Source organism: Sphingobacterium sp. UBA7253 (genome assembly GCF_002472745.1).
GTDB classification, from domain to species: domain Bacteria; phylum Bacteroidota; class Bacteroidia; order Sphingobacteriales; family Sphingobacteriaceae; genus Sphingobacterium; species Sphingobacterium siyangense.
Map to the genome: position 1 here is coordinate 47,486 of NZ_DKSP01000089.1, position 25,435 is coordinate 72,920.

The window sequence follows — 25,435 nt, forward strand, 5'->3', positions numbered from 1 at the left end:
CGCTCTTCCGATCTCTTTTACTTTTTATGTGGGTTGGGAGATTGCCTTGATACCGATTTATTTTATTTGCGCGCTTTGGGGTGAAGGAGATCGTATTCGCGTAAATTTGAAATTCTTTATTTATACTTTTTTGGGTAGCCTTTTGATGTTGATCGGTATTCTTTATCTCTATCAACAAGTGCCCAATCGTGATTTTGAATGGACTTCATTTATTGCATTAGATTTGGGGGAAAACACACAGCGATGGTTATTTTGGGCTTTTTTTGTTGCTTTCGCCATCAAAATACCAATTTTTCCTTTTCATACTTGGCAACCCAATACGTATACAAACGCACCTGCAGCAGGCACGATGTTGTTGGCGGGTATCATGCTCAAGATGGGGGTTTATGGTTTAATGCGTTGGCTATTGCCTATCGCACCAGCTGGTATTGCTGTATACGGACATTTTGCAATGATCTTATGCGTCATTGGGATCGTTTATGCTTCCATTATTGCAATTAAACAAGATGATGTGAAGCGATTGATCGCATATTCATCAATAGCCCACGTTGGCTTAATTAGCGCTGGTGTCTTCACATGGAATACCAATGGCCTGAGTGGAGCAACTATTCAAATGTTAAATCACGGTATTTCTGTGATAGGACTTTTTTATGTGTTGGATATTATACAGCAACGCACACAGACACGTCGTCTTACTGAGCTTGGTGGAATAGCAAGCAAGGCGCCTCGGTTGGCCATCTTCTTTATGATTATTTGTATGGGAGCAGTGGGGTTACCGTTAACAAATGGATTTATTGGTGAGTTTTTATTATTGAAAGGCGTCTTTCAATATGGATTTTGGTTTGCTGTTTTTGCGGGTTTAACCTTAATTCTGGGTGCAGTTTATATCCTTAGGCTTTATCAAGGAACGATGCTGGGAGAAACGACCGAAAGAACTATACAATTTGAAGATGTAAAAGGAACGGAACTTATTGTATTGACAGTGGTCTCTGTCTTGATCCTTTATATTGGTATATTCCCTAATTTCCTATTGAACCTTTCTGCAGGTTCTGTGGAAGTTTTAAGTACATTTTTAGGCAGATAATAGATATATTTAATTGTATGGGTGCAATAATTACACTTTCGATATTAGCATTAGTCGTCCTTTACCTTGGCTTATTCAAGATGAAATCTATGCTGCTGCCTGTTTCTATTCTTGGCTTCTTGGTCGCAATTGGTTTCTTATGGAATGACTGGACGTCTATCAGCGGACCTCTCTATAGTGGGATGGTTCATTTTGATCATTATGCTATTGCTTTCTCGATCTTATGTATCGCGGTTACCTTGTGCATCTTTGTAATCTCAAAGGGATATTTTGATGAGGAGGGACAAATTGCGGAGTATTATTCATTATTGATTTTCTCTCTCACAGGTGCTGTTCTTGTGAATAGTTATCATAATTTTTCAATGCTTTTTTTAGGTATTGAAATTATGTCTGTAGCGCTTTATATTTTGGTCGGTATACGTAAAAGAGACAAAGCATCAAATGAAGCTGCATTAAAGTACTTTTTGATGGGAGCTTTCTCTACTGGGTTTCTGCTGTTTGGTATTGCCCTGTTATACGGTGCTACCGGATCATTTGATTTAAGTGAAATCAAAAACTATGTCGTCAATAACCCGCATGCAATTTCGCCTTTGTTTTATGGAGGTATATTGCTCCTCATTGTGGGACTGACGTTCAAGGTGGGGGCTGTTCCCTTTCATTTCTGGACACCAGATGTTTATGATGGGGCTCCGATACTGATTACGAGTTATATGAGTACGGTCGTTAAAGTTGCTTCGTTCGCCGGATTGTTACGTTTATTCAGTTATAGTCTATTGCCTTTACAAGATTTTTGGACTCCGGTTTTCTTAGTGATCGCTGTTCTCACCTTATTTGTTGGAAATATTTCTGCATTAATGCAGTCTTCCTTCAAACGTATGCTTGCTTATTCAAGTGTTTCGCATGCTGGGTATATGTTATTTGCGATTGTAGCAGTAGGGGCCACTTCGGCTAATAGTATCTTTGCTTATGGCCTTGCCTATTCACTGGCAACCATTGTTGCCTTTACGGGATTGATCCTTGTCAAGAAAACGACCGGCTCTGAGCATTTTGAAGGTTTTAATGGCTTGGGTAAACGAAATCCTTTGCTCGCATTTGCTATCACGATAGCCATGCTTTCTCTTGCGGGAATACCACTGACAGCTGGATTTATTGGTAAGTTTATGATGTTTTCTTCTGTTATGGAAAATTATCATATTGTTTTGCTCGTATTGGCGGTAATCAATGCAGGCATTGCCGTGTATTACTACTTAAAAGTTGTCGTTGCGATGTACTTTAGAGACAGTGACGAATCCTGTGTCAATGTGCAGTGGAATTATTCATTGGTATTATTCCTTGCCGTAATGCTTACCATATTAATTGGGGTATATCCAGACTGCCTTTTAAAATTAATATAAAGTTTCTGTTAAAATACTTGTTGTTTATTAGAGCATGGCGATTTCGCTGTGCTTTTTTTATTTTTATTGGTATAACTCTTGCATACAAATTGTATATTGTAAAAAAGAAATCCTATCAAATTGCAGATGGCGTTTAAAGTGTGTGTTAAATCTTTTTCGATTCATGTTTTATGTGTGTTACTTTTCTTCGTTATCTGCGAACAAGTAATTGCACAGGACTTTATTCGTGGAAAGGTCGTTGATGCACAAACAGGCAAGGGCATTTCAAGGGTTTCAATCAACTGGCTTGGGGAAGATAGCGGTGGTAGCAGCGATACCCTTGGGTATTTTAAGATTCAAGATATCAAGAAATACAGACAGCTTGTATTTGGAGCAGTGGGGTATGAGCGCAGGACAGTGGATGTTCGTCGGTTACAAGATTCTATGCTGACGGTGCATTTAATTGCCTCGAATAATACATTAGAGGAGGTCGTGGTCAATAGAAAAAACAAAAAGCCTAAAGATCCAGCTATTGCACTGATCGAACAGGTGATAGCACATCGACCACAAAATCATTATACCCGTATACCTGAAATTCGTTTTGACGAATATGAGAAGACGCAATTTGGTTTTGTCAATCCTGAGGATAAAGCGAAAAAATTTCCGAAACCATTCCGATTCCTCTTTGAAAATGTCGATTCTACAGCTTTTAGGGGGCAGACCATTGCACCCTTTTATTTGGAAGAAAACTATGCCAATATCTATTCATCCCATAATCCAGATCGTAGTAAGAAGATTGTCATCAGCCACAATCAGACCGAATTAAATCCACGCTTTTTTAACAATGATAATTGGCAGACACGGTTCCAGACGATACTCCGTGATGTTGATCTCTACGATAATACGATTCAGGTCACAAACAAGGGTATCTTAAGCCCTATTGCTACCGGTGCTACAGCGTTTTATAGGTACAAAATTCAAGATACGATAAAGATCGAGGGGAAGGATTATATTGAACTCCATTTTGAAGGTAAATCGGAAATTGATCTGCTCTTCTATGGTGATCTACTGATCTCAGATGATACAAGGTATGCGGTTCATCGCGCGACATTGAATATCGGACGTACTGCAAATATCAATTGGATAAATGACGTGCAGATAGATCTCAGCTATAGCGAATTTAAAAACGGTAGCATGCTTCCCGTTCATGCAGACCTGAAAATGTTATTTGGCGGGAGCAAGTCGGATGTATTGTATGGGCGCAGGGAAACCCAATACTTAGGACATCGCACCGATTCTATTTCGAATGAGAATTTTGCTGGTGTACCTGTTGAAAAAAGGTATCTCCTCCAGTCCGCACCGCATGTACCCATAGTAGGGGTCAGACCAAGCCCATTAAGCCATACTGAAGTAGGGGCATATCAAAAAGTTGATTCGGTACAGAATATGCGTTCTTTTAATCAGTTAGTAGCATTGGGCTATTTATTGGCAAAGGGGTATTATAATGCCGGGAAAGTTGAGTTTGGTCCACTGGAATATCTTTATAGCCGTAATAATTACGAAGGGAATCGTTTTAGGATGAGTGGTCGAACAACACGCTTGTTTTCGGAAAAAGCCTACATTGAAGGATACACAGCCTATGGTGATAAAGACAAGGCGCTAAAATACTACCTGAGTACGGCACTTACTTTAAATGGAGAACGTATTGTTCAGTTTCCAGCAAATTATTTGCGCTTTACCGTACAGCACGACGTTATGGAACCGGGGCGAGGTTTGGGTTTTTTAAAAGGAGATGGTTTCTTCCGTTCTTTTGGAAAAAACAGGCCTAATAAATGGCAGTTTAATGATATCTATCGTATCGATCATCTGATCGAATTTGGGAACCATATTAGTGTAGGAACGGCATTTACACATACCCGCAGACAACCTCGCGGTGATTTGTTTTATATCAATAGTCTACCTTCATCCGATACAGTCCGCCAAGTAAATACAAATGATCTACAGCTAATTTTGCGTTGGGCTCCGAATGAAGAATTTACTTATCATAATCTCGACAGGGGAACAGTAGAAAATAAATATCCCATTTTTACCCTGCAATATAATAAAGGCCTGAAAGGATTTTGGGGGGCAGATTATAGTTATGATGCGTTGCGGTTCAGTGTGTTCAAACGATTGTTCTTATCGCCAGCAGGGCAGGCTGATTTTGAATTCTCAGGCGGGAGAATTTGGGGGAAACACCTGCCTTATACTTTACTGGAACTTCCAGAAGTCACTAAAGATAAGCAAGGACCGTTAGTGAATTTTGACTTGATGGCGACCTCGGAATTTGTTTCAGACCAGTTTTTGAAATTAACTTATTACCACAATTGGAATGGTTTCTTTTTTAATAGAATTCCTTTGTTCAGACGGTTAAAGTGGCGTGAAGTAACAGGATTCAAGGCTTTTTATGGAAAGTTAAGCGATGCCAACAATCCCTTTATTACGCCCGAAAATATTCAGTTTGAAGCGGACAAGGATGGTATTATTCAAACAAAAGCAGTGCGTAACAAACCTTATGTAGAAGGACTTGTGGGGGTGGATAATATCTTTAAATTGATTAGATTAGAGTATAAAAAGAGATTAAGCTATAAAGGCGGTGAAGGAGTTCCTTCTGATACTTTTACGGCATCCTTACATTTTAATTTTTAGCAATTATGGTTCAATATTCAAATTTAAAGTATGCCATTAAAGATAGTATTGGCTATGTCATCATTAATCGCGAGCCGCAACTGAATGCCTTAAATCAGGAAACGCTTGATGAATTGCAAGATATCTTCAAACATTTCAATTCCGATGATCATGTAAGGGGTATTATCCTGACTGGCGCCGGACATAAAGCATTTGCCGCGGGCGCGGATATCAAGGAACTTATGGATTTGTCTGTGATTCAGGCACGATGGCTTAGTGAAAGAGGACATATTATTTTTACGGATCTTATCGAAGCTTCCCCGAAGCCAGTTATTGCTGCTATAAATGGATATGCTTTAGGCGGAGGACTCGAGATGGCTTTAGCTTGCCATATTCGTATCGCTTCTGAAAATGCCAGAATGGGACTTCCGGAGGTTTCTTTGGGCCTGATTCCGGGTTACGGAGGTACGCAGCGTTTGCCCAAATTGATCGGAAAAGGACAGGCTATGCAAATGATTTTAACGGGCGATATGATTGATGCGCAGCAGGCTTATGAACTAGGACTGGTCAATGAGGTGATCGCACAGGATAAACTAATTGCCCGGGCAGAGGAAATACTCCAAAAGATATTTACGCGCTCTCGTGTTGCCATAACAAATGCCATTGCGGCCATTAACGCAGCTGAAGACAGACAACAGAATGGGAATAAGGTGGAAATGGACGCCTTCGGTCATTTGTTCGGAACAGAAGATTTCAAAGAAGGTGTGTCGGCGTTTTTAGGGAAAAGGCCACCCAATTTTGAATAAGGCCGCAATACTTCGCTAAACGCTATACGTTGTGTATTGGCAGGTTTGAATGTCGATGAAGAGATGAGATAACACCAAGAAAAGATGTTCGAATGGAGAGCCAATCGTTTATAACCAATTGTTTAGAGGTAACTGATCTAGATGGCTTATGAATCTGAAGGGTTTAACCGACATTATTTTTGATATTTTTTGCGATATTCTTGGGGGGACATTTTCATTTCTCGTGTAAAGGCCTTTGAAAAATGAAAGGGATCATAAAATTGGAGCTTAAATGCGATTTCTTTAATCTTGAGTAGCGTAAATTGCAAGTAAGAGCAAGCTCTTTGCATCCGTAGTTGATTGTAATACACCATGGGGGGGTAAGACGTTTTCTGCTTGAACAAGTTAATAAGATGTGATTTAGAATAGTTGAAATGTGCGGCAATCTCTTCCAAATTGATATTGTTCTCCAGATTGTCTTTCATAAATATAATGATGTCCTGTATGATATTATCTACTTGAATTCGGTTGCTTTCTCTAAACTGCGCCTGATATTGAATAGAGGCTAAAAAATATTGAAAGCAAAAACTTGTATACTCCAAATTTTCTGGGCTGTATCCCATTTCGAGATTCTTGTAGATGCTCTCAAAAAGCTGAATACGGTTGGCATGTTTGTTTGGGTCGGAATCAGTTATGTGGATGACTTGGCCCATGATATGTTTAAAAAGAGCCGCATCTGTCCCGGCGAAATGAATCCAATAGATACTCCAGGGATCACTTGATTTTGCGCCATAGCAATGTGCACTATCTCTCGGTATGATATATATATCATTTCTATTGAGGTTGTGCGTTGTATCATCCTGTTTTATCCAACCACTTCCTTTTTCGCAATAAATCAGAATATATTCCTTGCATCCTTCCTGACGATCGCGATAATGTTTTTTTGCATTGGGATAATAGCCGATATGTGTGATGTGTAATTTTGTTGTGATGTTATTGTCTGTCTGGTAGTTGCATACGGCATAGGGAAGGACAATTGCCTTTTCTCCTTTGAATCCTTCAGCGATGACATCTTGGTTTTGTTTCATAAATCGAGCTTGTTTTTGGTTATTCTTATAAAAATAGTAATATTTTACATGTTTATCGTGTTCACTTACATGATTCTCCCCAAGTAATCCATTACTTTTACCTAAGTAAATCTAAATATGTAAACTCTTATGCAAAAGACTGCAACAACCTATCTGCTATTGATCACTTTTGTGGCTGCTATTGGTGGATTTCTATTTGGATATGATTGGGTAGTTATTGGAGGTGCGAAACCATTTTACGAAGCTTATTTTCATTTGGAATCCGATCCTGCATTGCAGGGATGGGCCATGTCTTCGGCGATTGTGGGAAGCTTTGTTGGTGTATTGCTCTCGGGGGGACTGGCAGATCGCTATGGTCGAAAACCACTGATTTATACAGCCGCAATTTTATTTATAATTTCTGCATTGGGAACCGGCATGGCGTCCGAACTTGATACCTTTATTATTTATCGGATTTTGGGCGGGATAGGTATTGGTGTAGCCTCCAATTTGGCTCCGATGTATATCGCGGAAATCGCCCCTGCGGAAAGTCGGGGAAAATTTGTATCGGTCAATCAATTAACCATTGTACTGGGCATACTTGCAGCGCAAGTGGTCAATTGGCTCATTGCAAAGCCCATTTTAGCTGGAGAATCTATTCTAGAAACCTGGAATGGGCAAGAGGGGTGGAGATGGATGTTTTGGGCAGGAGCGATCCCAGCGGTCGTTTTTTTAGTGCTGCTTTTCCTGATTCCCGAAAGCCCCCGTTGGTTGTATACGAAAGGGAGGCATGAACAGGCAAAGCGTGTGTTTTTACGCATGGGTGGAGATGAATATGCAGCAGAAAATATACGATCTATTGCCGAGGCGGCTGAACTAAGTCAGGGTAAAGCCCGAAAAAGAAATTTATTCCAGGGCAAGTTGCTGCGGTTGTTGTTGCTCGGGAGTTTTATTGCGGTCTTTCAGCAATGGTGTGGGATTAATGTTATTTTTAATTATGCCCAAGAAATTTTTACGGCTGCTGGATATACCGTTTCGGGGATGCTTTTCAATATTATTATCACTGGAGTGATCAATGTAATTTTTACATTCATCGGCATGTATCTGGTCGATCGAATTGGTCGCCGTGCATTGATGCTCTTCGGATCAGCAGGGCTTTTTGTGATTTATATTGCGCTAGGGGCTTGTTATTATTTCAATTGCAGCGGCATTTTCGTGCTTCTTCTTGTGTTAGCCGGAATTGCGGTGTATGCGATGACTTTGGCACCTGTTACTTGGGTAATCATTGCCGAAATATTTCCTACCGCTGCAAGGGCGCAGGCGATGGCGATCGCGACATCATTACTATGGATTGCATGTTTTGTGCTCACTTATACTTTTCCTTTACTGAATCAAAATCTGGGCGCAGCTGGTACATTCTGGCTGTATGGTGGAGTCTGTTTTATCGGTTATCTGTTTCTATGGAGCCGACTGAAAGAGACCAAAGGAAAAAGCTTAGAAGAAATTCAACAAGAATTGGAAGGATAATTGGCACCAGGATAATCAACTCGACCTATATCAACCTATTAGCGTATTAAGAAAATGACAGAATTGACCCGTTACCTTATAAAATCAACAGTTGACCAGAAAGGGATCGTAAAAGCATGGGAGGAGCAGGTTGCGATTCCAACATACGAGATTGGGACGATGGAGAAGAATCCCATATTTGCCGAAAAGCGCGTATACCAAGGTAGCTCGGGGGTAGTATATCCCTATCCGATCATAGAGAAAATTAGCGATCAAAAGCGAAACAAGATCTATCAAGCGCTATTTCTTGAAAATGAATATATCAAGGTGATGATTCTTCCAGCTTTAGGTGGACGGGTTCATATGGCTTATGATAAAGTTAGAGAACGACATTTCGTTTACTATAATGAAGTTATCAAGCCCGCTTTGGTTGGGCTCACTGGTCCTTGGATTTCAGGAGGGATTGAATTTAATTGGCCCCAGCATCATAGACCTACTACTTTTATGCCAACAGAGCATTTAATCGAACACAACAGCGATGGAAGTATTACGGTTTGGTGCAACGAAATCGAGCGTATGTTTCGGATGAAGGCCATGCAGGGATTTACTTTGCATCCCGACAAAGCGTATCTGGAAATCAAGGTTCAGGTGTATAACCGGACAGCATTGCCACAAACTTTTCTGTGGTGGGCCAATCCGGCTGTTGTTGTGAATGACGACTATTATTCCGTGTTCCCTCCCGATGTCAATGCCGTTTTTGATCATGGAAAGCGAGAGGTCTCTTCTTTCCCGATTGCTACGGGAACCTATTACAAGTACGATTACTCGGGAGGTGTTGATATTGCACAATACAAAAATATTCCTGTTCCGACATCCTATATGGCCATTCAATCGAAATACAACTTCGTTGGCGGCTATGAGGCTGGTGCTACCAATGCGGGGATGTTACATGTGGCTGACCATCACATTTCACCGGGGAAAAAACAGTGGACCTGGGGAAATGGTGACTTTGGTGTCGCTTGGGATAGAAACCTGACAGATGAAAATGGACCATACATTGAATTGATGGCTGGTGTATATACAGATAATCAGCCTGATTTTGCTTGGTTACAACCTTACGAAGTGAAATCCTGGTCTCAGTATTTTATGCCATACGCAGAAGTCGGACAGGTGAAAAATGCAACAAAAGATGCGGTGCTCAATATGGAGGTTAGGGAGCAGACTGCTCACATTGTCTTGTATACAACAGGGAGGTATGAAAGTATACGTGTTTTGTTACGTAATACGGCCGGTAAAATCTATTTGGACGAACAAGTGACTTGTTCTCCTCGGAATATTTATACCCAAAGTGTTGCTGGATTGGACAGTGTACCAACCGAACTCATATTGACTGTGTATGATAAAAATAACCATGAAATATTGGTCTACCAGCAAGAACAGCCGAAGGATGCTGAAGATATACCCAAACCAGCACAGGCAGCATTGCTGCCCGAAGACATTTGTTCTATCGAAGAATTGTTTTTGACAGGACAGCATCTGGAGCAGTACCGACATGCAACTTATAATCCATTGGATTATTATAAGGAGGCTCTGCGACGTGAACCGAACGACATCAGATGTAATAATGCAATGGGCGCTTTCTTGTTGCGGAACGGTAAGATAGAGGAGTCCATTACTTATTTTGAGACCGCGATCGCTCGCGCTACGGAACGTAATCCCAATCCTTATGATGGAGAACCTTACTACAACCTTGGTGTAGCTCTGCAACTATCTGGGGATCTGAATGGGGCATATGCAGCTTTCTACAAAGCAACATGGAATGCCGCGTGGAAGGATTCTGGCTATTTTGGCTTGGCACAAATAGATGCCAAGAGAGGTGATTGGAAAGCTGCTTTGGAAAAAATAGATCAGTCATTGAGCAGAAACTGGTATCACCATAAAGGAAGACAGCTGAAGGCCTCTATTTTAAGAAAAATCGGGGCAAAAGATGCTGCTTTAGCATGGATTCAAGAATCAATGGAATTGGATCCGTTTAATATGGGCTGTCGATTCGAATGGTACCTGTTAACACAAGAAGAATCGATATTTTCTCCTATTCTCGATTTAGCGCGCGTTAATATTCATAGTGCGATAGAATATGCATTGGATTTTGCTCATGCCGGTCTGTATGAAGAAGCATCTTTACTCCTTGAAAAAACTATTGAAGACGTAACCTTAGTTTACCCTATGGTATATTATACACTAGGGTATTTTGCGACTCATCTGGGCTTGCATGACAAGGCAAAAACGTATTGTGATCAAGCCGCCGTTATGGATCCGGCTTATTGTTTTCCAAATCGTTTTGAAGAGATTGCAATTCTCCGACATGCCCTAGTTTTAAATAGTGCTGACGCAAAGGCCTCGTATTATTTGGGCAATCTGTGGTATGGTAAAAGACAGCATCAGGATGCTGTTGACTGTTGGGAGCATGCTATCCAATTGGATGGACAGTTTCCTACCGTTTATCGTAATTTGGCCTTAGCTTATTATAATCGGATAAACAAGAAGAAAGAAGCCTTGCCCCTATTGGAGAGCGCATTTTCATTGGATGAAACTGATGCACGTTTACTCATGGAGCTTCATCAGCTCTACAAGAAGGAGGGACGCTCTTACAAAGAAAGGTTGGCCCTGCTCGATCGATATCCGGATTTGGTGACGCTTAGAGATGATCTATTCTTGGAGCGGATCACCCTATTTAATCTCTTGGGTGAATATGAGAGCGCGAAAACGTTGCTTGCTTCCCGGCAGTTTAAGCCCTGGGAAGGAGGGGAAGGTAAGGTCTCTCGTCAATACACGATATGTCAGCTCGAATTGGCCAAAAAATCGATACTGCAAAATGAACTGCAACAGGCGCTTTCCTTGCTAAAGGCGCTTGATTGTTATCCACATAACCTTGGTGAAGGTAAGCTGATTACAATGGAAGAAAACGATGTTCACTATTATAAAGGACTCGTCTATCGTTTATTGGGTATGGACGAAGAAGCTAAAGTTTATTTCCATAAAGCAACAGAAGGTGTTGATGAACCCCAGCAGGCCCTTTTCTATAATGATCCACAACCAGATAAGATATTTTATCAAGGTTTAGCTTGGCATGAGCTTGGTGATCCAGTGCGAGCTGAACAACGTTTTCAATGTTTAATAGATCATGGAAAGTTATTTATTGACAAGCCCTTTAAAATAGATTATTTTGCAGTTTCCTTGCCTGATATGGATATTTGGGAGGAAGATCTGGATCATAAGAATAAAATACATTGTTTGTATGTCATGGGATTGGGGTATTTGGGGAATGGAGATCGTGCTTTGGCAATGCATTATTTAGCACAAGTCCAGCAGTTGGATCCCAATCACCAAGGGAGCCAGGCTATTATGTGTTCTTTCTTAGGTGAAACTTCTTTAAAGAGTTAATTCAGTATGTATCGCTATATCATTGTATTCGTCGTTCTATTTCAAAGTTATACGGTCTGGGCAGATGGACTAAATCGCCTTGATCTTGCAGGAGAGTGGAAAGTTCGGCTTGATCCGGACGATGCGGGTATCAAGCAGGGCTGGACAAATAAATCTTTTGAGACGTCGATTAAATTACCGGGAACAACAGACGATGCGGGTTTAGGAACCGTAAATACGTTGACACCTGCTCTTGCCAAACCTCAGCTTTCGCATCTAACGCGAGCACATCGTTATGTGGGGGCAGCATGGTATACACGGGAACTTTCAATCCCGGCAGGTTGGGCAGGTAAGGAGATGATCTTAACCCTCGAGCGTGTTCTTTGGGAGTCTATGGTTTGGATCGACGGGATAGCAGTAGTACAAAAGCAACGTAGCCTTGTCAGTCCGCATGAGTTTGACTTAAGTTCCCTACTGAAAACAGGAAAGAAGCATCGGTTGACAATCCGCATAGATAACAGGAAGAAGCTTCCAATTAGCGTTGATGATATGGCGCATGCTTATACCGATCACACCCAAATTATTTGGAATGGCATGCTTGGAAAGATTGCTATTCAGGCCTACGATGCGGTACGTCTGAAGTCTGTGTATGCGAGTCCTAATCTAGCGAAAAAGGAAATCAATCTGCAGGTCAATCTCCGTAATAAACTTGCAAAGGCCGTTGTCGGTAAACTGAAAATAAAGGTAAAAGACAAAATGGGGCCCCTAACTCCAGTTGAAAGAATCATTCAGCTGTCGCCAGGGGATTCAGCGATCAATCTAAACTACCTTCTTGGTGACAAACTGAAACTTTGGAGCGAATTTTCACCGCATTTGTACGACATCAGTCTGGAATTGAAAACCATAGATGCCGTATCAACATTGAGTACCTCAATAGGTATGCGTGAGCTTTCTACAGATGGGACCATGCTAAAAGTCAATGGTGAGCCTTTATTTTTGAGGGGAACATTAGAATGCAGTATCTTTCCGTTAACGGGACATCCGCCGATGGATAAGGCCGGTTGGAGAAAAGTCTTTGTGACAGCGCGCGAATGGGGGCTAAATCATCTGAGGTTTCATTCATGGTGTCCTCCTGAGGCGGCCTTTGCTGTTGCTGACGAATTGGGATTCTATCTTCAAATTGAGTTGCCAATCTGGGAGAATAATCTTGGTAAAGATGAGGGAGTGATGAATTTTCTCTATGAAGAGGCCGATCGAATAATGCAGACTTATGGAAATCATCCGTCCTTTTGTTTTTGGAGTATGGGTAATGAGTTGAGTGGTGATTTCAATGCGCTGAATGATCTGGTAAAATACGTAAAGGAAAAAGACAAACGGCATCTTTATACGGCAACTTCTTTTACATTCCAGCAAGGGCATGGTGTGAAGGAAGAACCCTATGATGATTATCTGATTACCCAGTGGACAGCCAAGGGCTGGGTGCGGGGACAAGGTGTATTTAATAGCGAAGCACCTACATTCAATAAAAACTACAGCAATTCTTTGGAAGGAATTTCGATTCCGGTCGTAACGCACGAAATTGGACAATATGCTGTCTATCCCAATCTCGCCGAAATCAAAAAATATAAAGGTGTTTTAAAACCGTTAAACTTCATTTCTGTAGCAGAAGATCTAAAACAAAAAGGATTATTACATAAGGCCAGCGCATATACGATGTCCTCAGGAAAATTGGCAGCTATGCTGTACAAAGAGGAGATGGAAAGAGCGTTGAAGACACCGGGTATCAGTGGTTATCAGCTCCTTGATCTTCACGATTTCCCTGGTCAGGGAACGGCATTGGTGGGCTTATTAGATGCTTTTTGGGACAGCAAACATATTCTCTCAGCGGCAGAATTTCGACAATTTAGCGCTCCAGTAGTGCCTTTGCTCCAGTTTGCGAAAGCTGTATATACCAACGATGAAACGTTCAAAGCTTCTATAGATGTGAGTAATTATGGACAGGAGATTTTGAAGAATCAGGGGATTAGTTGGTTCCTGAAAGATGCGGGACAAATAGTCGCACAGGGACATTTTCAGTCAACCATTGGAAAGGGACATCAAGGCAATGTGGGGCATTTAGAAGTACCATTACAAACAATTGGACAGGCGAAGAAATTGACGATTCAACTTAAACTTGAGGGTACTTCATACGAAAATCATTGGAATATTTGGGTGTATCCTCAAAAGGTGGCCGTTGATTTTGGGGAAGTTAGCTATACGCGCGAATTGGAGGAAGCAATGCACTTGCTGAAAGAAGGGAAAAAAGTACTTTTAAATCCCGATTGGAAGAAAATAAACGGTATTGAAGGGAAGTTCGTTCCTGTTTTTTGGAGCCCGGTACAATGGGCTTGCTTTGTGACCCTAAACATCCTGTATTTGCCGATTTCCCAACAGATAATCATACAGATTGGCAATGGTGGGATCTCCAAATTAAATCGACTACGATGATTACGGATCAGGTCAAAGGTGGACATGCAGTTGTAGAGCTCATTGATAACTTTGCCAATAATAGAAGATTAGCATCTCTTTTTGAAGGGACGGTAGGATCAGGCAAGCTGATGATCGCTTCGTTTGATCTGGAGGCGGATCTAGCCAACAGGCCCGTTGCAAGACAGCTGTTGAGCTCCATCTTAACGTATATGAACAGTACAAAGTTTAGGCCTAAAGTGATCGAAAATCCAGCGATTCTATCGCAGGTGTTGCGCTACAAAGAAGCGCAAGAAAAATCCGAACCCAAAGAGATCTATTAGTTAGAAGATCGCTTTGGAAAAATTTAACGCATCAGCCTAAGGCTAATCGTTCAACTTCATCCGCTATTGCAGAATTATATGCCAAAGGTCTGTGACAGGATACATCCTGTTACAGACCTTTGGCATAAATCAATTATAGACTAACTTTCAATCTGATATAGTTGAAGGCCACTCCATTTTCCGGAGTAACTTTTTTATATTCCTGCAGTTTAAAGGCTTATGGTGATTCTGTTGTTACTATCAAGTGCCTGTTATACTATTTTTCTAGTTAAATCGTTTTCAATTTAATCATGCGGATTTCTTTTCTTTAGACTAACAGAAGTAAAAAATGACAAATAATGAATTAAGGACGCTTGCTGAATTTTCACGTAAAGGTGAAATCGCGGAGATGGAACGGATTGTTGCAGAAGCAAATAATAGAGTTGACTTTCACGATTACGAATTGAATAGTTTAGTGAGCCAATTGATTAGAGCCCAGCATTATGGAGTCTTGGATCATTTTGTAAAAAAAGGACTAATCTCAACTGATCTATACGATTATGATCGTTTTAGCACATCCGTGATTAATACGCTATTCAAACCTCAGATTGCATCCGAAGTGCAGCTTGAAGCCCATTTAATTTGGATGAAAGGCTATTTAGCACAGATAGATGATATCAACGAAGAAGTAGGTGGCATTACTTTATTGGAATATGCATTACAGGAAAATGTGGTTATTCCTTTCTTAAAGCTTATTTTTGAGGCAGGTGCCGACCTGCAGCGGATGGATCAGTATGGACAAACGTTGCTTTTTAAAGTTTGTAGCCTACGTATGCAGTCCAATGAACGTATTAGCGAGCTCGTAGACTGGCTGTTAGTTGAAGGTTTAGACCCGAATATCGGCAATGTTGAACAAAAAACAGCCCTGCACATGGCTGTTGATACATTGAAAACTGATGTTGTGATTAAATTACTCAATGCGGGAGCAGATCCAGGGCTAAAGGATTGGCATGGCGAAAGTTCATTTTATTATGCAGCAGTAAGGCATTTTAATCCAGATCTGCTCGTTCCCCTTCTCAATTATGGAAGTCCAGATTTTCATAGCGTCAATAAACAAGGAGAAAACCTACTCAATGCATTCCTTCGCATGATGCATACGGATAGCGAGACTAATCTGAGTGTGCTGATCTTACTTTTGGAACATGGGGCAGATTTGACAGCTGCATCACTTTGGTATCAGAAAGAAAAAACAGGCGTAGATTGGCTAGCAGAAAAATCAGTCCTAGTTGTACAGGAAATTATGGACAAAGGATATCTAGACCTCAGTTATGCGGATAACGAGGGTAATACACTATTGCATAAAATTTGTCAAGTAAACCTCAATTACGATGAAAATAGAGCCCGAGACCTTTATAAAAAAGTAAAATATCTTGTCGGTGAAGGAATCGATCCTCAATTGGAAAATATAATGGATAAAAAAGCTGTCGATTATGCTATGGAGGATAATATAAAGGTAAAGACAGTCGAATGGTTATTAAAACAATAAAAAAACAGAAAAAATTGTTATGTCTCAGTCATTTATAATAGCGTGTGAAAGCGGAAAACGTAAAATAGCGGAAATATTATTGGAGAAAAATCAAGTTGATGTATCTTACACTGATGAAATGGGACGGACAGCATTGCATTATGCGGCGCATCGAGGTTATTTGGATTTGGTGAGAAAGCTGGTTGAGGCTGGAGCTATAGTGGACTACGAGGATCATCGGGGGGAAACCCCCTTATATTTTGCCCTGTTACAAAAGCAAAAACAAACAGCAGTCTATTTATTGGAAAATAATGCTAATATTCTGATCAACGACTTTTTGGGAAATAGCTTGCTCCATATTACAGCTCGAACAGGGCAACAGGAAATGGCTGAAAAACTGATTGCACAGGGATTAGACGTAAACGTATTGAACAATAGTGCTGAATCACCATTACTATTGGCTGTGCAGGCAAAATACCCGCCAGTGGTACAGCTGCTTATTGAAAATGGTGCTCGTGTAGATATCTCTGACAAGGAGGGCAATACGGCCTTAAATTTGGCGGTGGTACAGGGCTCCGTTCCTATTGTCAATATGTTGTTGGATAATGGTGCATCTGTCAATATCCTGAATGACTTAAGTGAAGGTCCCTTGCTGCTCGCAGTAAAAAACGGAAACCGTATTCTTGCTCAGAAGTTACTGGAGCAAGGGAGCGATATTTTTGCTGAATCTGCCGAGGGAATTTCTCCTGTGTGGTATGTTTGTAATAGCAATCAAAAAGAGCTTCTCGCTTTATTTTTAGAAAGAGGCCTCTCTGCGGATTATGCACGTCCTGTAGACTCATTTGATGGAAAGGACGGTAAATATTTGGAAAGGTTGATCGAACGGACAGGGGGGCGTATCTTTATTCTTGGTTTTGAACCTCATTATGCAGGAGAAACATTACTGCATACAGCTACAAAAATGGGTTATCTGTCTTTGGTCAAACAACTTTTAGACAGTGGTGCAACAATTGATAAACAGGATGCTACCGGCAATACTGCGCTTCATTATGCTGCTGCCTATGGTAAAAAGGATGTGTTGCGGTATCTCTTATCTAATGGATCCGTTACAGATATAACGAATGTATTGGAACAAAAAGCAATAGATTATTCCAATATGCAAGGATTTAATGAAATAACGGCATTATTGATTGATGCCGGCGCACAGACCGATCCCCTAAAAGGTGAGCCCGGCCTTCCAGAGAAAAAAGTGTTCACTGAACCCTTATCAAACGTGGATATGGGAATGAAGAAAAAGGCTCTATTTGATTTAAAAGATCTGTTGGACGCGGGAATTATAAACCAGGAGGAATTTGACGCGGAAAAAGCGAAAATTTTAAAGAATTAAATTTTATTGAATGCCCCTTTAAAAATCTGTTGGCCTGTTTCCTGAATTTGGTATTGGGCACTTAGATAAAAACTAAAAAAGCGACTCTTTTGAAGTCGCTTTTTGTAGCCCGTAGGGGAATCGAACCTATTGGGCATTAATCTCTTTATCAGTATTTTACAACCACCCCTTTTCCCTGCTCACCGAATCACTCACTGGTTTGACATACGTTTTAGCTGCAATTGCTATAATGCTAAGATACAAAAATTCCTGTGATGTAGGAATGAAATATTAACGTTTTGAAGCTAAACGCAGGCAGGGCTTAAACCACTGCACTTTCTACGAAGAACCGCAGACAAATATACTACTTTCCTGTCCTACGAAGCACGAAACCCCTGCTTGCGTTTAGGTGCTGTTATGCCTTCGTTGTTCTTTTTCGTCCGTTGCGGTGGGACAGCCATACTCTTTGGCAAGTTTTGGCTTGTGTGGCTGGATTGAGCGACTTGCCAATGTGTATGGATGTGAAGGGTGGGTTTGTTCTTGTCTAAAGGTAATAGCTGAAAAGTCTGAAAAAATAGAAACTTAAATAAAGCAACGCTAATCCGCTTATAATTTGAATGCTTTTCCTTAACCAAGTCAATTTAGCAAGGTTTGAAACAGAACTTGCAAAAAGTCCAACAATTAAAAAGGGTAGTCCTCTCCCAATTCCAAATAAAAACGCTAAAATTACTCCATAAAAAATACTTGCTTTAGTTGCTGCAACGGTTAATAATAGTAGTAATGGGGCTGCTGATGTGCCTAAGCTGAAAATAAAGCCGTATATAAATGACCCCCCTATTCCTGGTTTGCGAAGTGCCTCAAGTTGTCGCACTCTAAGGTAAGGCCCATAAAAAGCAACACCCGCAGCAATTAGTGTAATTGTGCCCATTACTAAAGTCCAATACAAACCAAATGTTTCGGTTAAAGAAGCACCAATGTAACCTGCAATACCACCAAAAACCGTTAAACAAACAACTATTCCTAAAAAGAAAGAAAAAGTAATGGAAAATCCTGTTTTAGCTTCACGTACTTCATTAGTTGTAACATAGCCTGCAAAGCCAAGTCCGACAGGCAATGTGCAAGGACATACGCCACTTGATATTATACCTGCTAACAAAGCAAGCCCTAAACTATAAATAGAGCCATCTTGAAATGTTTCTGTGAATTGATTTAAAAATTGCTCAACATTCATTCTGTTAATTCTTTAGGTACTCCCGCCTTGTAGCCAAGTTTATTTATTGCCACAGCCAATTCTTTTGGTGAAACCTTTTGAGTATCATATTTTATTCTCGCATTTTTGTCTTTAAGGCTAACTGTTACATCCTTTACTCCATCTATAGCTGATAAAGTTTTTTTTACACTTGCAACACAGGACATACAAGACATACCTTCAATAGGTATTTCAATGAATTTTTCCGTCCCTACATTCAAACCTGTTTGATTGATTTGGGAATTATTTCCTGAACAACCAATAAAACACATATTAAATAACACCAATATGATGAGCCATTTATTTGTCATAATGTTATTTTTTGGTGGGTGTATATCCTGCTTTTGTTAATATGGTGGTAAGTTCATTTTCATCAGTTTCAGATGGACTATATTTAATGTTAACTAATTTTTTCATTGCTTGTGTTTTTACATTTTCTACACCTTTGGTTTCTTTTAAAATATCGGTTATTTTTTCTGCGCAACCTTGGCAAACCATATTTTCAATTGCAAATGATACTTCTTTCATACTGTTCTTTTCTTTTAGTAAAAATTCATAAACCTTATTAATTTCCTTCATTTTGTCTGTTAATTCGTAAAGTCCTAAATCGGGAAATTGATTTCTAATAATTGCTATTTTTTCTTCTTGTCCACAATTACCCGGGCAAGTTTCTAACGCCTCGGCAATCTTCATTGCCAATGCTTTTCTGAACACTTCGTCCAGTAGCAAGTGTTGAGCTTTTTCAAACCCTTTGTTGACAGCTTTAAATTGATTTAATATTTGAGCAGGGTCATCACTTTCGTCAAGCATTTTTATTACTCCTTCAACTTGACCTTTAATACTGTTTAAACGGTCTTTAAGGTCTTTTGTCAAATCTCGTGGCAACATATAATTACAATTAAATCCCATCCCATCTCCAAATTATGAAGATAGGATGGGATGGTTAAAAATTTAGTTGGCTTTGCCTATTCCTGCTGCTGCTAATTCTTCTTTACTCACTCCTCTGTTTTGGCAACAAGCAAGCAATTTTCCATTAACGGCTACAGCGGGCAGGGAAGTAATGTTATACTTTTTCACCTTGTCAACGCAGACTTTGTCGTCACATTGTTCTACAAGGTTGTAAACGGTTACTTCACAAGAACCACAAGCCATTTCTTTTACTGTTTTTACTACGGGGTCGCATACTGGACACCCTGCTGTAAATACTTCAATTTGTCTTTTCATTGTGTTACGTTTTTAAATGTTAATAATTAATTACGCTACAAAGATGGGATGGGTCAGGGGGTGGTCTCCAAATTTTTTTTCAAATTCTTTTTTCAGTCTTTTTTGAGGCGTTGGCAAAAATTCAGGCTCTTTTGGTTTTTCTGTGTTGGCATTGAGTGTCGGGAAAACCAAATGTGCCTGAATGCGAGTCGGCTTTCTACAATGAGGCATAACTCTCAAATATACGCAATAATCTTCTATATGCAAGGATGCCAAGTGTCTTTCTGTTAACCTCTATAAATAGTTGTTTTTAAGTGTCTTGCTTTGGTGTTATCAGATTTTGTGTATTGCGTATTTTGTATAACTTTCTTAGATTTGCTTTGGCAGATAATACAAAATACGCAGTATGGAAGTTGTTGATTTTTCTGGTTTTGATTTTCGGGAAGGCAGGCACAAGGATGCCGCGGTCATTTGGATGGATTTCAAATACGACCGGTCAAAGATTGATTTGGTCAAATCGCTGAAAGGTAGGTGGAGCAGGTCTGAGAAGTGCTGGTATGTGCCGGACAACACCCATTTCCGCACACTGTTTGGGATGGAAATCCCACCGGTTGGCAAAGGGGTATTGTCCAAATTATCACCTTTGAATGCTCGGGAGTTGCAACGCATGAAAGAGGTATTGCAGATGAAAGCCTACAGCCCGTCCACCATAAAGACATACATGGTAGAATTTGCACAGCTACTGTATATTTTGAAAGATGTGCCCGTTGATTCGCTGGGCTACGACCGTCTCCGTGCTTACATTCTTTATTGCATCAATACATTGAAGATTTCAGAAAGCCAGCTGCACAGCAGGCTCAACGCCATCAAATTCTATTTTGAACAGGTGCTCCATAAACCGGATTTCTTTGCCGAAATCCCACGGCCGAAGAAGCCATCCACTTTGCCAAAAGTGCTGAGCCAAAAGGAAGTAAAACGGATATTCGACACAGTACGAAACCGAAAACATTTGCTGATGCTGCAACTGTGCTACGGAATGGGATTGCGAGTAAGTGAGGTTGTCCATCTGAAAGTGAGTGACATCGACAGTGGACGGATGCAGGTACTCATCGAAGCGGGCAAAGGAAAGAAAGACCGGTATGTACCGCTACCGTCCGCGGTGCTGGATTTGCTGCGGGAATATTATAAAGCGTACCACCCTAAAACTTACCTTTTTGAAGGTCAGTACGGTGGGCGGTATTCCGTCCGCAGTGTCCAAGCTGTGTTCAAGAATGCGATGAAAGCCGCAAAGGTAAACAAGCCGATAGGGATACACGGTTTGCGGCATAGCTACGCCACACATTTACTGGAATACGGCACGGACATGTCATTCATACAGCAGCTACTTGGTCACAATGACATCAAGACCACGATGCTTTATGCAAAGGTCGGCAATGCGCAACTTAATTCAATCAAAAGTCCGTTGGACAGGATTTTGTAGCTACAGATTTAAAGATTATCACAATGGGATTAAATTACTTCAAAAGCAGAAAACGTTTTGATTTTTCCCCACATCCGTTTGATGTTGGCAACGTACTTGGTTTGAAGAGGGGGTATGGTAACAACCATTTCCTGCTCAAAATCTACGGAATTGACAAAACCGGGTTTGAGGACTATTACACGCACCACCTGAATCATTTCCTGTCCACAGGGCAGGGTTCCGAAAAAGATTTCCTTTCCCATGTGTGGTACATCGTGCAGAAACGGATTGAACATTTCGAGCGGAAAGACCCGTTCTCATCCGAGCATCCCCGGCATCAGTCAAACATCGGGAAACTTACCGAATTCCAGCAATACCTCGGCACGCGCGATAAGTGGAACATTAGGCCAAACGATGTGCTGCTGAAAGAAAAAGACGGAAAGATAGCCGAACTCGAAGCCCATATCCAAGATTTGGAAGAACAGTTGAAAGCGCATACGAAATATGGGGTTGCACAGAAAGTGTATGTTGAGGACGGCTACCTGCCCACGCTCATCGACCTCATCCAGCAACTGCGCGAAGTGGAACTGCCCAATGGGAGGTCGCTGCTCAAAAGCGACCACCACAGCCCGTATTACAAACTGGTGGCGAAATACTTCAACCACGGCGGCAAGGAAATCCCATTGGATACCGCTCGCAACTATTTCGTGGGCAAGGGCGAAGCCCCGATAAAGGGTTCGCAGGTGCCGGATGGTAGGAAGTTGTTCCGCATCGTCCCCGTAGACGAAGCCTAATCGCCTACCCGTTCAATCCCCGAACATGACCAAGCCACCTCGGTTGGTCATCCATATCCCTGTCATATCCCCCAACTTTGTCCCAACGGAGCGGGTGCCGCCCGATGGAAACACCGGATACCACCCTGTTTGGCCGCAGCGCCAAACCGTGCTGTTCGCACGCTCCGCCAAATTGCCATTCCCCGATGGGAATGGAGCAAGCAGAAGTTGGGCAGAGCCCTACTTTTCTTGCCCCATTTACCAGAAATGGGGTTATGAGCATCCTCCGGGGATACTCTAAGGCCTTAGCGATAGCATAAAGCCAATTTTTAGTATACTGAGGAGTATACTAGTTTTCATTTAGCTCATATACGAGTAAATTGATAGGCTATATAACCACTTATCTATATATCTGGACTAATATGTATCGTAAGAATATTATAAATGGATATAACGTTTTTGTAAAAAGTTGTCCAATGAGATGCTATTATTATATTATGCCCAAAACACAGTGTTTTACAAAGAATATAATGAAAGTTTGATAAATGGAGAGTTGTTTTTGAAAATTTTTAAAGAAATCTCATTTCTTGCTTATGTTCTGTTATTCTTTAAACTCTTGCTTTTAACCTCTCATTCAATTAGTCTTAAATGTGTTCGAGTTTAGTGTAAATTCGAAAATTTCATTATTTTTAACGAAATATATCGCTAATTTGGAGTGTAAAATATTGATAATAGTATGCAGTTAAAGATTGTTGTTTTTTTACTATCATTATATGTGATATTTTTATTTTCTTGTCGATCAAGGAGCCATCCAACAGCTTTACTTCAAGAGGCTAGAAATCTTGCTGAAAGTTCTCCCCAAGAGGCTATGCGGCTAATAGATTCAATATTAGATCCCGAAAGTAATTTGGATAAGGAAGAATATATGTCTTATCTAGTGACTCGTGTCCAAGTTTATTATAAAAACTTTCGTGATATTTCTGATGATACCCTCATTTTCAAAGCCCGTGACTATTATGATACTAAAAAAACAGATGTTGGTAATTTACGTTTTCTAGCTCACTTCTACAGTGGCAGCGTGTTCCGTGATCAAAAAAATTACTTTAAAACTGTCGAAGAATATAAGCGAGCTCTTTCCATTGCTAAAAGTCAGGATAATCAAATTCACCAAGCGTTTGTATTATATAATTTAGGGGATCTTTACTTCGAAAAACGAACCTATAATATTTCATTAGCATATTATAAAGACGCATCTATAAAATATAAAAATGACAAACCAAAGCAAGCACTTTCTTTGCAGGCAGCTGGGCAATCATTTCTGCTGAAAGGAGAAATAGATTCTGCTTTGCTGTATTTTGATAAGGCACTAATGCTAATTAGACAAGCCCAGAATAAATTTGAAGAGGCAAAATGCTTACAGAATATTTCAGTGGCTCTATTTGAAAAGGGAGACTTTTTAAGATCCATTAATTTTCTATATACCGCTAGACAGATTGATCCGGATTCTACTGCTGAAGGACGCTATCAGCTTAATTTAGCGCGAACCTATAAAGCTGCGAAAATTTTAGATTCTGCAGAATTTTATAGTGGCAAGCTAAAAAATTCAATCAAGGATAATTCAGACATAAATTTTAAAGCCGCTGCAAGTAAATTCCTTGCAGAGAACTATATTGATAAAAAAAATTATCAATTAGCTATACACTATATGCAACTAAAGGATAGTTTAATGTTGCAAATAATAAGGAATACAAATGTTCAGGAACTAGCCAATGCCGAACGTAGGTTTGATTTAGAAACAAAGAAATCACAATTAGCAAATGAAAAAACTAGAAACTACAAACTTGGTCTGATCCTTACATTGAGTTTTCTAATTATTTTAATCATTGGTTTAATTGTTCTGTATTTGTCCCTCAAACACAGACGACAAAAAGAAGAAAATATACGCCAAAAGGAAGAGAATGTCAAACTGCAACAGCAATCTGAAAGGAATGAATGCTTAATTCAAGTTTACAGAAATCATATTGGTAACACCGCGACATTTAAATCTCAAATTAACAATCTTATAGTGAAATACTCGCGTAAAGATAGTAAGGATCCTAGAATTGGTTTTGAAAAAATAAGAGAAATTGTCGAAGATATGGAGGTAAATATTCATTCAGGCTATACCTCATTTATCACCAATTATCTCAAATCGTTAGACTTATTACAAGGATTCGAAATTGCCCAATTAAAACTAGAAGAGCAATTATTGATTACACTATTGCATGCTAATTTTGAACACACAGAAATAGCTGGATTGCTCCAGATTAAAAGTCACGCACTTACTACCCGAAAATCACGTTTGAAATCAAAGCTACAACTTATTGGACTTTTAGATTCACAAATATCCGAGATATTTGAACCGAACAAATAGCTCAATTATTTAGATTCGTACTTTCTTAAATTCAACCAATAGCTGATCCCATTTTGTTTAATTTGGCATTTGTGAAATTGTCCTTTTGTTGAATACAACCTCTTTAAACAGCGTATTTCTCCGATCACAGTACGCTATTTAATTCACTTAAAAACAACTATTTAATCGCAATCACCCGTCACATTTACCTCACGCTATCATTCCATATATTTTTAGACTATTTACCCCTTTATATTTGCCAGAGTATTAACTTATAATAACTAGATATGAAAGTAGTATTTGCTTTATTATTAAGCACCAATGCATTTTTTCCTTGCAAAGCTCTTAATAATTCTCAAGAAGATCACATTGGCATACAAGCTGAAAAAAAGAAGCAGGAAATTGATTGTACGGGACACCTTCCACCAAGTAGCCCAAATAGAAAAGGAGGAGAAGCTCTTAAGGCATTTTTAATTGATAACGGTATATTGATTGAGTATTATTCTAATGTTGGAATAGTAGATATCGTAATCGAGACGGAGGATGGCACAATAGTTCGCAGTTATTCTTCGAGTAGTGTGGGCGGCGATACCTCTATTTCAACTATTGGACTAACCACAGGTAGTTATATCCTAAAAATGGGTAATACAAATGGTTTCCTTACAGGAAAGTTCGACTTATAAAAATAACTAGAAAATATCAAATTCTAATCATGAACAAAACAAAATTTATAATAGCCCTATCTACTATGTTGTTAATTCTCTCATGTAAACAAAATGACGTTTTACAAGAGAA

At 40.0% G+C, this 25,435-nt stretch carries 19 protein-coding genes; 14 read left to right on the forward strand and 5 right to left on the reverse strand.

Annotated elements, in window-relative coordinates; translation table 11 throughout:
• The 4 genes from B2X72_RS08800 to B2X72_RS08815 all read left to right on the forward strand — a co-directional run.
• Positions 1-1,084: complex I subunit 4 family protein (locus B2X72_RS08800; RefSeq protein WP_286849166.1), on the forward strand; the 1,084-nt coding region annotated here is incomplete at its 5' end.
• A gap of 17 nt (positions 1,085-1,101) precedes the next feature.
• A complete protein-coding gene (locus tag B2X72_RS08805) occupies positions 1,102-2,478 on the forward strand; it encodes an NADH-quinone oxidoreductase subunit N (RefSeq protein WP_286849168.1) in 1,377 nt (458 codons plus the stop codon).
• Between the two features lie 174 nt (positions 2,479-2,652).
• The gene (locus tag B2X72_RS08810) at positions 2,653-5,145 is read left to right on the forward strand and encodes a DUF5686 family protein (RefSeq protein WP_286849170.1); all 2,493 of its coding nucleotides are present in this window, start codon (positions 2,653-2,655) and stop codon (positions 5,143-5,145) included.
• Between the two features lie 5 nt (positions 5,146-5,150).
• The gene (locus B2X72_RS08815; protein WP_286849172.1) at positions 5,151-5,930 is read left to right on the forward strand and encodes an enoyl-CoA hydratase/isomerase family protein; all 780 of its coding nucleotides are present in this window, start codon (positions 5,151-5,153) and stop codon (positions 5,928-5,930) included.
• A gap of 173 nt (positions 5,931-6,103) precedes the next feature.
• Here the strand turns inward: B2X72_RS08815 and B2X72_RS08820 are convergent, their stop codons facing one another.
• Entirely contained in the window at positions 6,104-6,997 is an 894-nt protein-coding gene (locus tag B2X72_RS08820) for an AraC family transcriptional regulator (RefSeq protein ID WP_286849174.1), read from the reverse strand.
• 129 nt (positions 6,998-7,126) lie between these two features.
• Between B2X72_RS08820 and B2X72_RS08825 the strand changes: the two genes are divergently transcribed.
• The 6 genes from B2X72_RS08825 to B2X72_RS08850 all read left to right on the forward strand — a co-directional run bounded on the left by B2X72_RS08825 (position 7,127) and on the right by B2X72_RS08850 (position 17,585).
• A complete protein-coding gene (locus B2X72_RS08825) occupies positions 7,127-8,503 on the forward strand; it encodes a sugar porter family MFS transporter (RefSeq protein ID WP_286849175.1) in 1,377 nt (458 codons plus the stop codon).
• A 54-nt stretch (positions 8,504-8,557) separates the two neighbouring features.
• Positions 8,558-11,926, forward strand: a complete 3,369-nt coding sequence (locus B2X72_RS08830; RefSeq protein WP_286849177.1) for a tetratricopeptide repeat protein — start codon at positions 8,558-8,560, stop codon at positions 11,924-11,926.
• Between the two features lie 6 nt (positions 11,927-11,932).
• Positions 11,933-14,392 (forward strand): sugar-binding domain-containing protein, encoded by a 2,460-nt coding sequence (locus B2X72_RS08835; RefSeq protein ID WP_286849179.1) that lies wholly within the window; start codon positions 11,933-11,935, stop codon positions 14,390-14,392.
• Entirely contained in the window at positions 14,389-14,694 is a 306-nt protein-coding gene (locus B2X72_RS08840) for a hypothetical protein (RefSeq protein ID WP_286849180.1), read from the forward strand. Before B2X72_RS08835 ends, B2X72_RS08840 begins: the two co-directional genes overlap by 4 nt.
• A gap of 328 nt (positions 14,695-15,022) precedes the next feature.
• On the forward strand, positions 15,023-16,219 hold the full coding sequence (locus tag B2X72_RS08845; RefSeq protein ID WP_088163305.1) for an ankyrin repeat domain-containing protein: 1,197 nt from the start codon (positions 15,023-15,025) through the stop codon (positions 16,217-16,219).
• A gap of 19 nt (positions 16,220-16,238) precedes the next feature.
• Positions 16,239-17,585: an ankyrin repeat domain-containing protein gene (locus B2X72_RS08850; RefSeq protein WP_286849183.1), complete on the forward strand. Its 1,347-nt coding sequence runs from the start codon at positions 16,239-16,241 to the stop codon at positions 17,583-17,585.
• A 523-nt stretch (positions 17,586-18,108) separates the two neighbouring features.
• On the opposite strand, the gene B2X72_RS08855 is transcribed toward B2X72_RS08850, so the two are convergent.
• From B2X72_RS08855 to B2X72_RS08870, 4 genes are all read right to left on the reverse strand, one after another.
• Complete coding sequence (locus tag B2X72_RS08855) at positions 18,109-18,795, reverse strand: cytochrome c biogenesis CcdA family protein (protein WP_286849185.1); 687 nt, start codon at positions 18,793-18,795, stop codon at positions 18,109-18,111.
• On the reverse strand, positions 18,792-19,124 hold the full coding sequence (locus B2X72_RS08860) for a heavy-metal-associated domain-containing protein (RefSeq protein ID WP_286849187.1): 333 nt from the start codon (positions 19,122-19,124) through the stop codon (positions 18,792-18,794). Before B2X72_RS08860 ends, B2X72_RS08855 begins: the two co-directional genes overlap by 4 nt.
• 4 nt (positions 19,125-19,128) lie before the next feature.
• On the reverse strand, positions 19,129-19,701 hold the full coding sequence (locus B2X72_RS08865; protein WP_286849190.1) for a metal-sensing transcriptional repressor: 573 nt from the start codon (positions 19,699-19,701) through the stop codon (positions 19,129-19,131).
• Between the two features lie 63 nt (positions 19,702-19,764).
• Positions 19,765-20,037 (reverse strand): thioredoxin family protein, encoded by a 273-nt coding sequence (locus B2X72_RS08870; protein ID WP_286849192.1) that lies wholly within the window; start codon positions 20,035-20,037, stop codon positions 19,765-19,767.
• A 385-nt stretch (positions 20,038-20,422) separates the two neighbouring features.
• On the opposite strand from B2X72_RS08870, the gene B2X72_RS08875 reads away from it, so the two are divergent.
• From B2X72_RS08875 to B2X72_RS08890, 4 genes are all read left to right on the forward strand, one after another.
• Positions 20,423-21,496: a tyrosine-type recombinase/integrase gene (locus B2X72_RS08875; protein ID WP_286849194.1), complete on the forward strand. Its 1,074-nt coding sequence runs from the start codon at positions 20,423-20,425 to the stop codon at positions 21,494-21,496.
• Between the two features lie 23 nt (positions 21,497-21,519).
• Positions 21,520-22,269: a hypothetical protein gene (locus tag B2X72_RS08880; RefSeq protein WP_286849197.1), complete on the forward strand. Its 750-nt coding sequence runs from the start codon at positions 21,520-21,522 to the stop codon at positions 22,267-22,269.
• A gap of 715 nt (positions 22,270-22,984) precedes the next feature.
• Positions 22,985-24,661, forward strand: a complete 1,677-nt coding sequence (locus tag B2X72_RS08885) for a tetratricopeptide repeat protein (RefSeq protein WP_286767472.1) — start codon at positions 22,985-22,987, stop codon at positions 24,659-24,661.
• A 266-nt stretch (positions 24,662-24,927) separates the two neighbouring features.
• Positions 24,928-25,323 carry a DUF3244 domain-containing protein gene (locus B2X72_RS08890; protein ID WP_286767473.1) on the forward strand — a complete coding sequence of 132 codons (396 nt, stop codon included), beginning with the start codon at positions 24,928-24,930 and terminating at the stop codon, positions 25,321-25,323.
• Positions 25,324-25,435: the final 112 nt, after the last annotated feature.

Bases quoted from the DNA above. Each gene is read 5' to 3' on its own strand.
- B2X72_RS08805 (WP_286849168.1), top strand. From the start codon at position 1,102: ATGGGTGCAATAATTACACTTTCGATATTAGCATTAGTCGTCCTTTAC.
- B2X72_RS08815 (WP_286849172.1), top strand. From the start codon at position 5,151: ATGGTTCAATATTCAAATTTAAAGTATGCCATTAAAGATAGTATTGGC.
- B2X72_RS08820 (WP_286849174.1), bottom strand. From the start codon at position 6,997: ATGAAACAAAACCAAGATGTCATCGCTGAAGGATTCAAAGGAGAAAAG.
- B2X72_RS08825 (WP_286849175.1), top strand. From the start codon at position 7,127: ATGCAAAAGACTGCAACAACCTATCTGCTATTGATCACTTTTGTGGCT.
- B2X72_RS08830 (WP_286849177.1), top strand. From the start codon at position 8,558: ATGACAGAATTGACCCGTTACCTTATAAAATCAACAGTTGACCAGAAA.
- B2X72_RS08835 (WP_286849179.1), top strand. From the start codon at position 11,933: ATGTATCGCTATATCATTGTATTCGTCGTTCTATTTCAAAGTTATACG.
- B2X72_RS08840 (WP_286849180.1), top strand. From the start codon at position 14,389: ATGATTACGGATCAGGTCAAAGGTGGACATGCAGTTGTAGAGCTCATT.
- B2X72_RS08845 (WP_088163305.1), top strand. From the start codon at position 15,023: ATGACAAATAATGAATTAAGGACGCTTGCTGAATTTTCACGTAAAGGT.
- B2X72_RS08850 (WP_286849183.1), top strand. From the start codon at position 16,239: ATGTCTCAGTCATTTATAATAGCGTGTGAAAGCGGAAAACGTAAAATA.
- B2X72_RS08855 (WP_286849185.1), bottom strand. From the start codon at position 18,795: ATGAATGTTGAGCAATTTTTAAATCAATTCACAGAAACATTTCAAGAT.
- B2X72_RS08860 (WP_286849187.1), bottom strand. From the start codon at position 19,124: ATGACAAATAAATGGCTCATCATATTGGTGTTATTTAATATGTGTTTT.
- B2X72_RS08865 (WP_286849190.1), bottom strand. From the start codon at position 19,701: ATGTTGCCACGAGATTTGACAAAAGACCTTAAAGACCGTTTAAACAGT.
- B2X72_RS08870 (WP_286849192.1), bottom strand. From the start codon at position 20,037: ATGAAAAGACAAATTGAAGTATTTACAGCAGGGTGTCCAGTATGCGAC.
- B2X72_RS08875 (WP_286849194.1), top strand. From the start codon at position 20,423: ATGGAAGTTGTTGATTTTTCTGGTTTTGATTTTCGGGAAGGCAGGCAC.
- B2X72_RS08880 (WP_286849197.1), top strand. From the start codon at position 21,520: ATGGGATTAAATTACTTCAAAAGCAGAAAACGTTTTGATTTTTCCCCA.
- B2X72_RS08885 (WP_286767472.1), top strand. From the start codon at position 22,985: ATGCAGTTAAAGATTGTTGTTTTTTTACTATCATTATATGTGATATTT.
- B2X72_RS08890 (WP_286767473.1), top strand. From the start codon at position 24,928: ATGAAAGTAGTATTTGCTTTATTATTAAGCACCAATGCATTTTTTCCT.